General features: G+C 72.0%; 16 protein-coding genes and 3 pseudogenes. 6 read left to right on the top strand and 13 right to left on the bottom strand.

The window, feature by feature from the left end; translation table 11 throughout:
* The 10 genes and pseudogenes from VIM19_17725 to VIM19_17680 form a co-directional block, all read right to left on the bottom strand.
* A partial coding sequence (locus tag VIM19_17725; protein ID HEY5186693.1) for a helix-hairpin-helix domain-containing protein occupies positions 1-101 on the bottom strand: 101 nt, incomplete at its 3' end.
* 173 nt (positions 102-274) lie between these two features.
* Positions 275-364, bottom strand: a pseudogene (locus VIM19_17720) (SLBB domain-containing protein).
* 371 nt (positions 365-735) lie between these two features.
* Positions 736-1578, bottom strand: a complete 843-nt coding sequence (locus tag VIM19_17715; protein ID HEY5186692.1) for a DegV family protein — start codon at positions 1576-1578, stop codon at positions 736-738.
* Positions 1579-1605: 27 nt separating this feature from the next.
* Positions 1606-4101, bottom strand: a complete 2496-nt coding sequence (gene leuS, locus VIM19_17710; protein HEY5186691.1) for a leucine--tRNA ligase — start codon at positions 4099-4101, stop codon at positions 1606-1608.
* Positions 4102-4249: 148 nt separating this feature from the next.
* Positions 4250-4990 (bottom strand): SGNH/GDSL hydrolase family protein, encoded by a 741-nt coding sequence (locus VIM19_17705; GenBank protein HEY5186690.1) that lies wholly within the window; start codon positions 4988-4990, stop codon positions 4250-4252.
* Positions 4987-6069: a GGDEF domain-containing protein gene (locus VIM19_17700; protein ID HEY5186689.1), complete on the bottom strand. Its 1083-nt coding sequence runs from the start codon at positions 6067-6069 to the stop codon at positions 4987-4989. Before VIM19_17700 ends, VIM19_17705 begins: the two co-directional genes overlap by 4 nt.
* Before the next feature lie 91 nt (positions 6070-6160).
* Complete coding sequence (locus VIM19_17695) at positions 6161-6397, bottom strand: hypothetical protein (GenBank protein ID HEY5186688.1); 237 nt, start codon at positions 6395-6397, stop codon at positions 6161-6163.
* 53 nt (positions 6398-6450) lie between these two features.
* Positions 6451-6639: a hypothetical protein gene (locus VIM19_17690; GenBank protein HEY5186687.1), complete on the bottom strand. Its 189-nt coding sequence runs from the start codon at positions 6637-6639 to the stop codon at positions 6451-6453.
* 790 nt (positions 6640-7429) lie between these two features.
* Entirely contained in the window at positions 7430-7735 is a 306-nt protein-coding gene (locus VIM19_17685) for a hypothetical protein (protein HEY5186686.1), read from the bottom strand.
* A gap of 187 nt (positions 7736-7922) precedes the next feature.
* Positions 7923-8087, bottom strand: coding sequence for a hypothetical protein (locus tag VIM19_17680; GenBank protein HEY5186685.1), 165 nt, complete (start codon positions 8085-8087; stop codon positions 7923-7925).
* A 253-nt stretch (positions 8088-8340) separates the two neighbouring features.
* Between VIM19_17680 and VIM19_17675 the strand changes: the two are divergent.
* The 6 genes and pseudogenes from VIM19_17675 (at position 8341) to VIM19_17650 (ending at position 12372) form a co-directional block, all read left to right on the top strand.
* Positions 8341-8570 (top strand): annotated as a pseudogene (locus VIM19_17675) (hypothetical protein).
* A gap of 1 nt (position 8571) precedes the next feature.
* Complete coding sequence (locus VIM19_17670; protein ID HEY5186684.1) at positions 8572-8727, top strand: hypothetical protein; 156 nt, start codon at positions 8572-8574, stop codon at positions 8725-8727.
* Positions 8728-9140: 413 nt separating this feature from the next.
* Complete coding sequence (locus tag VIM19_17665; GenBank protein ID HEY5186683.1) at positions 9141-9551, top strand: TOBE domain-containing protein; 411 nt, start codon at positions 9141-9143, stop codon at positions 9549-9551.
* Positions 9552-9588: 37 nt separating this feature from the next.
* The gene (gene modA, locus VIM19_17660; GenBank protein HEY5186682.1) at positions 9589-10395 is read left to right on the top strand and encodes a molybdate ABC transporter substrate-binding protein; all 807 of its coding nucleotides are present in this window, start codon (positions 9589-9591) and stop codon (positions 10393-10395) included.
* A gap of 79 nt (positions 10396-10474) precedes the next feature.
* Positions 10475-11281, top strand: coding sequence for an ABC transporter permease (locus VIM19_17655; GenBank protein ID HEY5186681.1), 807 nt, complete (start codon positions 10475-10477; stop codon positions 11279-11281).
* Between the two features lie 23 nt (positions 11282-11304).
* Entirely contained in the window at positions 11305-12372 is a 1068-nt protein-coding gene (locus VIM19_17650) for an ABC transporter ATP-binding protein (protein HEY5186680.1), read from the top strand.
* Positions 12373-12446: 74 nt separating this feature from the next.
* Here VIM19_17650 and VIM19_17645 read toward each other — a convergent pair whose 3' ends face one another.
* The 3 genes and pseudogenes from VIM19_17645 to VIM19_17635 form a co-directional block, all read right to left on the bottom strand.
* The gene (locus VIM19_17645) at positions 12447-12569 is read right to left on the bottom strand and encodes a hypothetical protein (protein ID HEY5186679.1); all 123 of its coding nucleotides are present in this window, start codon (positions 12567-12569) and stop codon (positions 12447-12449) included.
* Between the two features lie 236 nt (positions 12570-12805).
* On the bottom strand, positions 12806-13099 hold the full coding sequence (locus VIM19_17640; protein HEY5186678.1) for a HigA family addiction module antitoxin: 294 nt from the start codon (positions 13097-13099) through the stop codon (positions 12806-12808).
* A gap of 12 nt (positions 13100-13111) precedes the next feature.
* Positions 13112-13233, bottom strand: a pseudogene (locus tag VIM19_17635) (type II toxin-antitoxin system RelE/ParE family toxin).
* Positions 13234-13392: the final 159 nt, after the last annotated feature.

Here is a 13392-nt window from a genome sequence, read left to right as displayed (position 1 = left end):
CCACTGACCTCGCGCAGCTCGTCCACCGTGGGGAAGCGGCCGTGCTCGGTGCGCCAGTCGACGATCCGCTGGGCCAGCACCGGGCCGACGCCCGGCAGCACCTCCAGCTGCTCGACCGTGGCGGCGTTGAGGTCGAGCTGGCCGCCCGCCCCGGCCGCCGCCCCCGCCGCCCCGCCGCCGGGCGCGGCAGCGGACGCGCGGCCGCGCCGACCAGGACCTGCTCGCCGTCCGCCAGGCGGCGGCCCAGGTTGAGCGGGGTGAGGTCGACGCCGGGCAGCGCCCCGCCTGCGACGGTGAGCGCGTCGACCACCCGGGCGCCCGCGGCCAGCCGCACGATGCCGGGTCGACGGACCTTCCCGGCCATGTCGACGATGACCCCCGCCGACGGCGCGGACGGCGCGGTCACCGCGGGCAGCCCCAGCCCAACCGGGGCCGAGCGGCGCAGGTATCCCAGCCCGAGCACCACCGGAGGCGGCCCACCAGCGCCAGGCCAGCCACCGCTCGACGTCCAGGGCCGACCAGGCCTCCGGGACCTCCCGCGCCGCGGGGACCCAGCCGGCGCCCGGCAGGACCCGGGCCAACCGGCTGCGGGGGCGGCGACCAGCGTCACCCCCGGTCCGTCGCGACGGCAGGCCGACCATCCCGGAAACCTGGTCCGCCGCCGGGGCGCCGGTGCTCCCCCTCAGCCGGTCGGTGGACAACCCCGCCCGGTGGACAGCAGGAAGGGAGGGTGGGTCAGCGGGGGACGACGGCCACGGCGATCATCCCGGGGCCCACGTGCGCGCCGACGACCGCGCCCACCTCACTGACCCGCAGCTCACCCAGCCCGGGCACCCGTGCGCGCAGCCGCTCGGCCAGCTGCTCGGCGCGCGGCCGCGCGGACAGGTGGTGCACCGCGATGTCCACGGCGGCCACCCCGGCCCGTTCCACCGCGAGCTCCTCCAGCCGGGCCAGCGCCTTGGAGCTCGTGCGCACCTTCTCCAGCGGCAGGATCCGGCCGTCCACCACCTGCAGCAGCGGCTTCACCGCCAGCGCCGAGCCGAACCACGCCGCCGCGGGCCCGATCCGCCCGCCCCGGCGCAGGTACTCTAGCGTGTCCACGTAGAACAGCGCCGACGACTGCCCGCAGCGCTTCTCGACCGCGGCGGCGACCTCGTCCAGGCTGGCGCTGTCCGCCGCGGCCTGGGCCGCCGACAGCACCGGATAGCCCATGGCCATCCCGATCGTCCGCGAGTCGATCACCTGCACCGGCACCGGCGCGTCGCCGGCCGCCAGCCGGGCCGACCCCACCGTCCCGGAGATGTCCGCCGACAGGTGCACCGACACGATCCCGGTCGCACCGGCCTCGGCCGCCGCGCGGTAGGCCGCCAGGAAGGTGGCCGGCGCCGGCCGCGAGGTGGTCACCGGCCGCCAGGTGCGCAGTGCCTCGGCCACCTCGTCGGAGGAGATCCCGGTCCCCTCGTCGTAGGTGTGCCCCGCAACGATCACCTGCACCGGCACGACGAGCACCCCGAGCTGCTGCACCAGCTCGGTCGACAGGTAGGCCGTCGAGTCAGTGACGACAGCGACCCCGGCCATGGGTCGAGGCTAGCGCCGCGCGCCGGCTCAGGCCGGGACGACGTTGACGAGCTTCGGCGCCCGCACCACGACGGTGCCCACCCCTCGCCCGTCCAGCGCCTTGACCACGGCCGGGTCGACCAGCGCCAGCTCGCGCAGCTCGTCTTCTCCGATGCCCGGCGCGACGTCCAGCCGCCCGCGCACCTTGCCGGCCACCTGCAGCACACAGGTCACCGAGTCCTCCACCAGCAGCGCCGGGTCGACGGTCGGCCAGGCGGCCCTGGCCACGGTCGGCTGGTGCCCCAGCCGGGCCCACATCTCCTCAGCGGTGAACGGGCAGGCCAGCGACAGCATGACGGCGACCGCCTCGACGGCCTCGCGCACCGCCGGGTCGGCGGGCCCGCAGCCAGTGTCGATCGCCTTGCGGGTGGCGTTGACCAGCTCCATCATCCGGGCGACCGCGACGTTGAACCGGAAGTCCTCCACCGCTGCGGCCGCGTCGGCGACCGCCCGGTGGGTGACCCGCCGCAGCCCGGCGTCCCCGGTGGTCGGATCGGTGCCGACGGGCGCGGCGACGTCCCCGGACAGCCGCCAGGCCCTCGCCAGGAACCGCGCCGACCCGGTGGGCGAGACGTCGGCCCAGTCGATGTCGTCCTCGGGCGGCCCGGCGAACACCATCGATAGCCGCACCGCATCGACGCCATGCGAGCCCAGCTCGTCGGACAGCCGCACCAAGTTGCCCCGCGACTTGCTCATGGCCGAGCCGTTCATCACGACCATGCCCTGGTTCAGCAGCCGGGTGAACGGCTCGGTGAAGTCGACGTAGCCCAGGTCGTGCAGGACCTTGGTGAAGAACCGGCTGTACAGCAGGTGCAGGATCGCGTGCGTCACGCCGCCGACGTACTGGTCCACCGGCATCCACTCGCGGGCCAGCTCGACGTCGAACGGCGCGGTGGCCAGGTACGGGGACAGGTAGCGCAGGTAGTACCAGGACGAGTCGACGAAGGTGTCCATGGTGTCGGTGTCCCGCTCCGCCGCTCCGCCGCACCGCGGGCAGTCGACGTGCACCCAGCCGGTGGCCGCGGCCAGCGGCGAGCGGCCCTTGGGGGCCAGGTCCAGCCCCTTCGACACCGGCAGCCGGACCGGCAGCTCGTCGTCCGGCACCGGGACCTCGCCGCAGGACGGGCAGTGCACGACCGGGATCGGGGTGCCCCAGTACCGCTGCCGGGAGATCAGCCAGTCGCGCAGCCGGTAGTTCACGGCGGCCCGGCCCAGCCCGTCGGCCTCCAGCCGGGCCACGATGGCCGCGATCGCCTGCTCCTTGCGCATGCCGTCCAGCGGCCCGGAGTTGACCAGCACGCCGTCCCCGGTCGTCGCCACGCCCGTGACCGCTGGGTCCTCCTCGCCCGTGTCCACCACCAACCGCACCGGCAGGTCGAACGCCCTGGCGAAGTCCAGGTCGCGCTGGTCGTGCGCCGGCACCGCCATGATCGCGCCGTGGCCGTAGTCGGCCAGCACGTAGTCGGCGGCCCAAATCGGCAGCGCCTCCCCGTTGACCGGGTTGATCGCGTACCGCTCCAGGAACACCCCGGTCTTCGGCCGCTCGGTGGACATCCGGTCGATCTCGGAGGTCTGTCGCACCTGCTCCAGGTAGGTCGCGAACTGCGCCTGCACCTCGTCGGAGGCACCGCCGGCCAGCTCGGCGGCCAGGTCGGAGTCGGCCGCGACCACGAAGAAGGTCGCGCCGAACAGGGTGTCCGGACGGGTCGTGTAGATGGTGACCGGCTCGTCCCGCTGCTCGATCCGGAACTGGACGTCGGCCCCGGCGCTGCGCCCGATCCAGTTGCGCTGCATGGTGAGGACCTTGTCCGGCCAGCCGCCCTCCAGCTGGGCCATGTCGTCCAGCAGCCGGTCCGCGTAGCCGGTGATCCGGAAGTACCACTGGGTCAGCTTCTTCTTGGTGACCGGGGTGTCGCAGCGCTCGCACCGGCCGCCCACGACCTGCTCGTTGGCCAGCACGGTCTGGTCCTTGGGGCACCAGTTGACCTGGGACGGCTTGCGGTAGGCCAGCCCCTTCTCGAACAGCCGCAGGAACAGCCACTGGTTCCAACGGTAGTAGTTCGGGTCGGAGGTCTGCAGCATCCGGTCCCAGTCGAAGGACAGCGCGTACCGGCGCATCGACGCGGTGCCTACCTCGATGTTGCTGTCGGTCCACTCGTCCGGGTCCACCCCACGGGTGATGGCGGCGTTCTCGGCGGGCAGGCCGAAGGAGTCCCAGCCGATCGGGTGCAGCACGTTGTAGCCGCGCAGCACCCAGTACCGGGCCACCACGTCGCCCAGCGCGTACGCCTCGGCGTGGCCCATGTGCAGGTCGCCCGAGGGGTACGGGAACATGTCGAGCACGTACTTGCGCGGCCGCGGGTCGGCCGGGTCGCCGCTGCGGAACGGCGCCAGCTCGTCCCACACGGGCAGCCACTTGTCCTGCGTGGCGAACACGTCGTACGCGTCGCGCTCGGTGGGCCGGCTCTCGGTGCTCTCGCTCATCGTGTCCTCGTTGTCGTGCTCGGTGTCCGGACATGAAAAGACCCCTCGTTCAGGAGGGGTCGCCGTGCCGCCAGCTCGCTCGTGGTCAGCACGGCCCGGTAAGGAGCAGCGGGTACCGCATGGGTCGAGGGTACCGCAGGGCGGGCGCTCAGCCGCCGAGTCCGGCTAGCAGCGCCCCGGCGGCCGCCGTCCCGACCCCCTCGTGGACGGCGAACGACCAGTGCATGCCGTCGGGGTTGCCGGTGCCGGCGTCCAGCGACGGCTGAACGATCGGGTCGAGGTCGACGAAGCCGGTGCGGTGGGCCGCGGCCCACCGGCGGGCCGCGCCGACGGCGGGGCCGTGGTGCCGCAGCGAGGGGTACGCCGGCGCCGAGTGCGGCGAGGGCCCGAGCAGTACCACCGGGATGTCCCCGGCGAGCAGCCGCACGGCCTGCACGATCCGGGCCAGGTAGGTGTCGGTGGCCGGCTGCGGCAGCTGCCGCAGCCGCCCGCCGGTGGCCCGGATCACCCGCGGCCCCCACCGTTGGTGCACCGAGCGGACCCGCCGGCGCAGCCCGCCCGGGCGCAGGTAGGCGATGCCCTCGCGCAGGTAGGTGGGCACGGCCGCGGACAGGTGGTCCATCTGTCCGACCCCGAGCAGCAGCGCGTCCGCCCGTGGGGCCAGCACGGTGGCCACGTTCGGGTCCTTGGTGAGCGCCCACCAGCCGTCCCGCGCCGTCCAGCCGAGCCGGGCCACCACGTCGGCCCGCCACGGCCGGCCGGTGGCCGCCTCGAGCGCGGCCGCGCAGACGTTCGGGTATAGCCGCGGGTCGGTGAGCACCTCAGGCCGCTGCGGGCCGTGGAAGGCGAGCGAGTCGGCGATGACCAGCAGGTGCCGTGGCTCGGTCACTCGGCGCCCGAGGGTCGGTCCGCGTTGGGCATCTCGGCCGGGGGGATCAGCGCCCGCCGTCGGCGCAGCTCACGGTCGCCACCCTCCAGCAGCGTGGCCAGGTCGCCGTCGTCCCAGGGCGCGAGCATCGCGGTGCCGGAGCTGAGCTCGCCGGCCCAGCCGCCCGCATCGGCCGGCGGGTACTCCGACAGTCGCCCGCGTAGCCGCCGCTCCAGGTCGACGGGGGCGATCCCCGGGCCCGGGCCCAGCACGCAGAACTGGGCGCCGCTCCAGCGCGCCACGACGTCGCCGGCCCGGACCACGCCCTTCAGCGCGTCGGCCACGGCCACCAGGACCCGGTCGCCGGCCGTCAGGCCGCCCCGTGTGTTGACCGAGGCGATCCCCCGCACGTCGATGAAGGTGCAGTGCACCGCATTGCCGGACCGACGGGCGGTGGCCACCACCTGGTCGCCGAGCAGGGTCAGCCCCCGCCGGTTGAGCAGGCCGGTGAGCGGGTCCTCCACCGCGGCCCGCTCCGCGGCCGTCGCGGCCCGCTCCAGCCGGTCCAGGCCCTGCCGGCGGGCCAGGTTGATGACGACCGCGAGGAGGGTGGCCACGGCCATCGCGAACCCCCAGAACCGCGGCCCCGCGTCGGGGAGCAGCAGCAGGCAGCACAGCCAGGCCGTCCACAGCCCGGCCAGGGCCAGGGCCAGCCACCGCGGGGCCAGCACCCAGGCCCCGGCCGCGACCACGACGAGCATGACGTAGCTGGTCTGCTCGGGCTCATGGGTCAGTGCCATCTGCGCGAGGGCGTGGGCCGCGGCCAGCCAGGCCGAGCCGACCGCCACCGGATGCGCCCAGGAACGGGGCAGCCGGTCCCGGCTGGTCCACAGGGCGAGCACCGCCATGCCCAGTGCCGAGACCGCGGCGAACGCCGTCAGGACGACGGCCGTGCGGCCCTCGAGGAAGAACGGGCGGAGCACCGCGAGCAGCACGAACAGCAGGGACAGCGCGCCGGTGACCGCGGGCAGCGCAGCCGCGACCGCCGCGTCGTAGGTGCGCCGCACCCGCTCCGCGCTCGCCTGCCCGCTCGCCTGCATGAACGGTCCCTTCTGTGCGCACCGCCGAAGTTACGGGACCTTCATGCGTCGCGTCACGGACCCCCGGATTCTCGGCTGGCCGCCCGAGGGCTCAGTCCGCTTCGATCAGCCGGAACAGTCGGATGGCGGTGTCCTGCAGGTACTGGGGAACGTCCTCGTTCATGACCTCACCGAGGAAGTCCCGCACGTAGCGCAGCGCGTCCACGCAGACCTCGACCGTCGCCTCGGCGTGATCGGGCATCGCCGTGTGCGTGCGCAGCGCCTCGCGCACGCTGCCCAGCCGGGTGATCAGGTCTTCAGTCCACTCAGGGGCTGCATCGTCGTCCACGGGTCACGACCCTATGCGCTGGACGCCGGCCATCGGGACACCCGGGGTGACACTCACCTCGAGGTCAGCAGGTCGCCGATCATAAGCAGTCCGAACACCAGCACCCCGATACCGACGGCCACGGCCAGTGGGACGACCCGCAGCTCGTACCGGTCGGTCCGGGCGCGATGGTCACCGACCGGCCACCAGGGGCGGGGTCGGCGGTGCCGGGCTACGGCCGCACCAGCCGTGGCACCCAGCATCGCACCGAGGAACCTCGCGCGGGTGGTGACCAAAGCCCCCCTACGGCACGCGCGGCGACTGCCCTGGCGCCGTCCGCCTCGCGCTCGCGTCACGGCCGGATGGCGCCTGCCGGTGCGAACCGGGAGCCCCGTCGCACCGCTGGGGGGTGCGGTTCGATCGGGCTCCCAACAATCGTTCCGGGGCGGCCGGGACGGGGTCCGGCGGCTGACCCCCAAGCCACGAGGCCTCGACTTCACTCCTGGGCCCGGGGCCGCTGCCGACCGACTCCCGCAAAGGCAATCATCGACTGGCGGCCCGGACGGGCCGACTCGATCAGGTCTGAGCCGGCGGATCCGAGTCCACGAAGAAGTCGACCGAGGGGGGGTTGCCGCACATCGGACACAGGCTCAGACCGGGAGTCCAGCGTGGTTCCAGACCGACACCGGTGGGCAGCCAACGGACGACGCGCCAGTCACCTTGGTGTCCGCAGTTGGGGCAGGGCGGTGGGACATAGGCGCGACGTTCGGCATCGCTGTACGTGCGCTCGTCCTCAGCCATGTCACTGATCGTAGTGGTGACCGAGAGCACCGCTGACTCCGCCAGCCGATGCTACGGCGCGTTCCGCGACAGCGGCGGGGCAGAGCGCTTCATCAAAGACGACCGCAGGCCAGCAGCCGCGCCGCTGACCTGCACATTCCCTGGGTGGAGCAAAGGGGGCTCGAACCCCCCCCGCGAGTCACAGTCTCAGAGCATCGACTTCCGCGCGCCACGGTGGAACCCAGCGCGACTCCAGCTCCGTGCGGACAGGGGCTAATAGCGGGCCTTGAAGAAGGCGACGTCAGAGTCCGGCGCTCCGTCGAGCACCCACCGAAGAAACGCCTCCGCCGGGTTGGTCTTGGCTGCCTCAGCCGCGAACGAAACCACGTCCTCCATGGTGAACGAGTCTGGGATCAGCGGCAGCACGTCCGCCTCCTCGTCCGCGAGATGATCTTCGACGGCCTCGTCCAGCTGCTTCAACGCGACGCGAGCGGAGGGTGCGTCGATGGTGACCCTGGCCAGGGCGTCGCCAAACCGTTCCAACGCGGCGGCCATGGCCGCCGCTGTGGTGCGCAGCATGGGCGAGTGGGCCTTCGACCACGAGCCGGAGCTACGCACCCTGCTCGCGCTCAGCCTCGAGCCCGACAGCGAGGCCCGCGGGCTATCCCGACGCGGCAAGCTCAGCCGGTCCCGTTGGATCGAACGGCTACTGGCCGATCTCCCTGACAGCGTCGACCCCGAAACGCGCCAACGCCTCGCCAGCGCGCTACTCCCGCTGTTCGGCGCCACGGCCGGCTACTCCGGTCGCACCCTGCGGCTCACCCTCACCCTGGCCCGCCGAATTCCCCGCCTTGGCCAGCGCCGCGGCCTGGTCGCCCGCAACGTCGCCGAGGTGGTGCAAGCCCCCCGCGGCCCGGTCCGCGAACGCCACGGCCTCACCCCCGACCAGGCCCGCGCTCTCCGCGCGGCCGCACAGCAGGACCGCCTCGGCGGGCTGATCACCGTGTCGCTGCTGCTCGGGCTGCGCCCCGGGGAAGCCGCCGGCCTGACCTGGGACGCGGTCGACCTCGACGCCGGCCCACCCACCCTGCGCGTGGAACGCTCCCTGCGGCGCAGCAGTTCGGGCATGATCCTCTCCCCGCCCAAGACCCCCACCAGCCGCCGGATGGTGGCCCTCCGCAGGTCTGCGTGGACGCCCTGGTCCGCCAGCGCGAGACACAAGACGCCGACCGGTCGACCGCCGGACGGCGCTGGCACAACCCCGACGGCCTCGTGTTCACCACCGACATCGGCACGCCGCTGGATCCCTCGAACGTGCGACGCCGGCTCCACCACGTCGCCGACCTCGCCGCCTCGACCACCTGCACCCACACCTGCTGCGGCACGCCGCCGCCAGCCTGCTCTCCGCCGCCGGAGTGTCCCTCGAACAGATCTCCGACCTGCTCGGACACCGCTCGGTCACCGTCACCGCCGAGGTGGACCGGCACCCACTCAGCCCGGTCCGCTCGGGTCACCTTGACGCCATAGCGGAACTCACCAAGTCACCCGCCGCCGGCGAGCCCGTGGACTGAGAGGGCCGCGCCGGTTGCCTGTCGCACCCGGTGGCCCGGAGGCGTTGAAGGGGAGCCGCTATCTCATTCGGGACCGAAGCGCCGCAGGCAATCCGTCGAAGCACTCACTTCCCGCCCGCTCGATGTCCGGCACTCGGTGCGGTTCTCGGAGCAGCCAACCGCGGTCTGGGTTCGGTCCACGGGTCTGGGCCGGCATCGGGTCCGTGGCCTACCTGGGATGTGGGGAGGTCTCTGGCCTCCTCGAACCTGGCATCTGTGCGGTTCCCGTCGGCGCGCCCGCGACGGAGAGGGCGGCGTGACGTCGGTCCAGGATGGTGAGCGCGATGACGCGGATGCGTTCGTGATTCATCTGGACTCTGGTATGTGCGCTGGCTGGCATGACAGATCCCCGTATCTACGGCTATGGTCGCGGGGTGCCAGTGTTCCGGATCAAGCAAGCCGCGACCCTGCTCGGGGTGAGCGACGACACGGTCCGCCGGTGGGCCGATGCCGGGCGGCTGGAGATGACGACGGACTCCTCTGGGCGACTGGCGGTCGACGGTGTGGCGTTGGCCAGGTTCGCCCAGGAACTCGCGGAGTCGGCTGATCACGTCGAGGACCGGGCCGTGGTCGCTCAGTCGATACGTAACCGGTTCAGCGGGCTGGTCACGAGGGTGGTGCGCGACACGGTGATGGCGCAGGTCGAGATCCAGGCCGGGCCGCACCGGTTCGTGTCGCTGCTCAGCCGGGAGGCCGCCGACGAGCTCGGCTTGGAGCCGGGTGTTCTTGCGGTGGCGGCCGTGAAGTCCACGAACGTGTCCATCGAGATCCCAAAGAGCCGCTAATCCCACCCAGCAGGCCAGAGCCGATCGAGGAGTTCAGATGCGCCGTACCGCTGTCACCATCCTCTCCGTCGGGCTGGTGGCCACTGCCCTGGCCGGCTGCGGCTCGAGCAGCAGCGGGGGCTCCGGCTCGACCGCAGGCGCCGGGTCAAGCAGCTCAGCCTCCCCGTCGCTGTCGGGGTCGATCACGGTGTTCGCCGCGGCGTCGCTGACCGAGGCGTTCAACCAGATCGGCACGCAGTTCGAGGCCGCCCATCCGGGGGTGAAGGTCACGTTCAGCTATGCGGCGAGCTCGGCCCTGGCTACCCAGATCACCGCCGGCGCTCCGGCGGATGTGTTCGCCTCGGCGAGCACGAAGAACATGGATCAGGTGGTGACCGCGGGCTACCTGTCGAACCCGACCACGTTCGTGAAGAACGTGATGGAGATCGCGGTGCCCCCGTCCAACCCGGCCGGGGTGGCCTCGGTCGCCGATCTGGCGAGGCCCACGGTGAAGGTCGCGCTGTGCCAGCCTCAGGTGCCGTGCGGAGCGACCGCGGCCAAGGTGTTCACCAACGCCAACATCACGGTGAAGCCGGTGACCCTCGAACCGGACGTGAAGTCCGTGCTGAGCAAGGTCGAGCTCGGTGAGGTCGACGCTGGCGTCGTCTACGTCACCGACGTCAAGGCGGCCGGTGCCAAGGTGACGGGCGTGCCGATCCCGGCCGATTTCAACGCTTCCACTTCGTACCCGATCGCCGCACTGGCCAAGAGCGGCAACGCGGACGCCGCTGCGGCGTTCGTCGCCTACGTCCTCTCCCCGGCCGGTGAGAGCCTGCTGACCGCCGCCGGGTTCGAGCAGCCCTGACCAGCCGGTCCCGGGGCCGGCGACAGTGGACACCCTGACGACCCCGGCGCGCCTGAGCGCCAGGGAACGGCAACGGCGCGTGACCCGGGGCGGTGGCCCGAGGTCGGTGCCCGCGCCACTGTTCGTCCCCGCGCTGGTGGCGGTCGCGTTCTTGGTGCTGCCCCTGGTGGGGCTGATCGTCCGGGCGCCGTGGGGCCAGCTGTGGCCGATCCTGCGCGGCTCGGACGTCTCGCAGGCGCTGCGGCTGTCGCTGTGGACCTCGACGGCGGCCACCGGGATCTCACTTCTCATCGGGGTGCCGCTGGCCTGGGTGCTGGCGCGGACCGTGTTCCCGGGTCAGCGGCTGCTCCGTGCGCTGGTGACGCTGCCGTTGGTGCTGCCCCCCGTGGTCGGCGGGGTCGCGCTGCTGCTGGCCTTCGGTCGCAACGGCTTCGTCGGCCGCTACCTGGACTCCTGGTTTGGGGTCACCATCCCGTTCAGCCCGGTCGCGGTGGTGATGGCCGAGACGTTCGTCGCGATGCCCTTCCTGATCGTCGCCGTCGAGGGAGCCTTGCGCTCCGCCGACCAGGGTCTCGAGGCGGCAGCCGCCACCCTCGGGGCGTCGCGCATGACCGTGTTCCGGCGCGTCACCATGCCGCTGATCGCCCCATCGCTCGGCGCCGGAGCGGTGCTGTGCTGGGCCCGAGCACTCGGCGAGTTCGGCGCGACGATCACCTTCGCCGGCAGCTTCCCCGGCCGCACCGAGACGATGCCGATCGCGGTGTACTACGCGCTGGAAACCAACCCCGACGCGGCGATCGCCCTCAGCCTGGTGCTGCTCCTGGTGTCCGTCGTCGTCCTGGTCACCCTGCGCGACCGGTGGCTGCGCGGCGGCCTGAGCCAGTGACCTCAGGGGTTGGCACCGCTTTGGTGGTTGACGCCGAAGTGGCCCGCGGCAACTTCACGCTGACCGTCGCCTTCACGGTGCCACCGGGCGAGGTCCTCGGTGTGCTCGGACCCAACGGCGCCGGCAAGTCCACCCTGCTCAGCGCCCTCGCGGGTCTGCTCCCGGTCTCGGCCGGCCGCATCCAACTCGCCGGGCAGGCCATTGACGATGCGACCAGCGGAACTTTCCTCGAGGCGTCGGACCGGCCGGTCGGCTTCGTATTCCAAAACTACCGGCTGTTCCCACACCTCAGCGTGCTCGACAACGTCGCCTTCTCACCCCGCGCCCGCGGCCTCGGACGACCCGCAGCCAAGGCTGTGGCCGAGGGTTGGCTCAACCGTCTCGGGCTCACCGAACTCGCCGACCGCAGACCGGCCGACCTGTCCGGTGGCCAAGCTCAACGCGTGGCCCTCGGCCGGGCCCTCGCCGGAGACCCCGCCATCTTGCTGCTCGACGAGCCGCTGTCCGCTCTCGATGCCCGAACCCGTCTCGACGTGCAGACCGAACTCCGGCGCCACCTGACCGAGTTCACTGGGCCGTGCCTGCTGGTCACCCACGACCCGCTGGAAGCCCTGATGCTGGCCGACCGGCTGCTGGTCCTCGAGGACGGCCGGATCGTCCAGGAAGGCACCCCAGCCCAGATCGCCCGACGGCCCGCCACCGACTACGTCGCCAGACTGGTCGGGTTGAACCTCTACACCGGGCACGCCGACGGCCCGCAGGTGGTGGTCGCCGGCGGTGGAAGCTTCATCGTTCCCGACCACAACCAGCACGGCGACGTCCTCGTCGCGGTCCGCCCATCCGCTGTCACCGTCAGCACCCGCAGACCCGAGGCCACCAGCGCACGCAACACCTGGCCGGCCCGCATCGTCGGCCTGACCCTGCTCACCGACCGGGTCCGGCTCGACCTGCACGGACAGCCACCCGCCCTGGTCGACGTCACCCCCGCCGCCGTCGCCGAACTGGCCCTCAGCCCCGGCGCCCAAGTCTGGCTGACCGTCAAAGCCACCGAGCTGGAGGTCTACCCCCGCGGCGGCAACCAGCCCAGCTGACAGGACCCTACGCGACGCGCGTACACGCATCTTGTCGGCGCGTCGACCCTGTCTGCTCCCGGCCGATCATGACCTCAGTGGCCCTGACCACCACGACAACCGGCTCGCCAACAGCCTGCCGTCAACCGCTCCACAGACCCTGCGGTGATCTCAGCGACAACCTCGTTGCCGACGACCTCGACAACCAACTCGGCCATCACCGCACCGACCTTCAACGACTTCACGGTCCCAGCCCACTGGTTCCGAGCAGACAACTCCATGACGCACCTGACCGGTTGATCCACCTGGACCGGGCGAGCGTTTCACCAGTGCCAGCCACCGCCAGGCTGACCGCATGAGTGGCGAACGGGAGCAAGTACTCATCCGCCGCAAAGCATGAGCCCACCACGGGCCGATGTTGGGTGGCTGTGAAGACCGGCCGAGAGCCGGGCGGTCACGCAGGCTGGAGTGGATGGATGGCCTCGAGTACGCCCCCGAGGCGGTCCCGTTCGATTTCCAGGTCGTATCGCGTCTGCAGGTTCAGCCAGAAACGGTCCGTCGTGCCGAAGTACCGCGCCAGCCGCAGGGCCGTGTCCGCGGTGATGCGGCGCTTGCCGTGCACGATCTCGTTGGTCCGAGGAGGAGGCACCCCGATCGACACCGCCAGCCGGTGCTGCGTCACGCCCAAAGGCCCCAGGAACTCCTCCAGGAGCACCTCTCCGGGATGAATCGGGTCGATGGTCGCCACCGTGCTCACCTCCTAGTGATAGTCGACGATCTCCACGTCCTCGGGCCCAGCTGCGGTCCAGTGAAGCAGATCCGCCATTGCTGGTTGATCCTGATGCTGTGCTGACCCGTTCGGTCCCCCTTGAGTGCCTCCAAGGAGCGTTCCCGCTCGGACGGTCGCGTCCCAGATCCGGTGTAAATGCTCGGACGTGGGTTCGCCGTGAGTTGATGTTAGGCGACGGCTCCGACAGCGTCAGCGGCCTCGTCTTGTTCGGCTGGGGTGGTGTTCCGGGGCCGTAGTTGGGCGGGTGGTTC

The organism is Actinomycetes bacterium, assembly GCA_036510875.1.
Lineage (GTDB): Bacteria > Actinomycetota > Actinomycetes > Prado026 > Prado026 > DATCDE01.
The sequence above is the reverse complement of the archived record's forward strand: the minus strand, read 5'-3'. Positions and strand labels throughout refer to the sequence as shown.

What these genes read in the sequence shown, in the direction of transcription:
- VIM19_17715 (HEY5186692.1), bottom strand. Translation starts at nt 1,578, where the DNA reads ATGGCCGGGGTCGCTGTCGTCACTGACTCGACGGCCTACCTGTCGACC.
- leuS (HEY5186691.1), bottom strand. Translation starts at nt 4,101, where the DNA reads ATGAGCGAGAGCACCGAGAGCCGGCCCACCGAGCGCGACGCGTACGAC.
- VIM19_17700 (HEY5186689.1), bottom strand. Translation starts at nt 6,069, where the DNA reads ATGCAGGCGAGCGGGCAGGCGAGCGCGGAGCGGGTGCGGCGCACCTAC.
- VIM19_17690 (HEY5186687.1), bottom strand. Translation starts at nt 6,639, where the DNA reads ATGCTGGGTGCCACGGCTGGTGCGGCCGTAGCCCGGCACCGCCGACCC.
- VIM19_17685 (HEY5186686.1), bottom strand. Translation starts at nt 7,735, where the DNA reads ATGCTGCGCACCACAGCGGCGGCCATGGCCGCCGCGTTGGAACGGTTT.
- modA (HEY5186682.1), top strand. Translation starts at nt 9,589, where the DNA reads ATGCGCCGTACCGCTGTCACCATCCTCTCCGTCGGGCTGGTGGCCACT.
- VIM19_17645 (HEY5186679.1), bottom strand. Translation starts at nt 12,569, where the DNA reads ATGGCCGAGTTGGTTGTCGAGGTCGTCGGCAACGAGGTTGTCGCTGAG.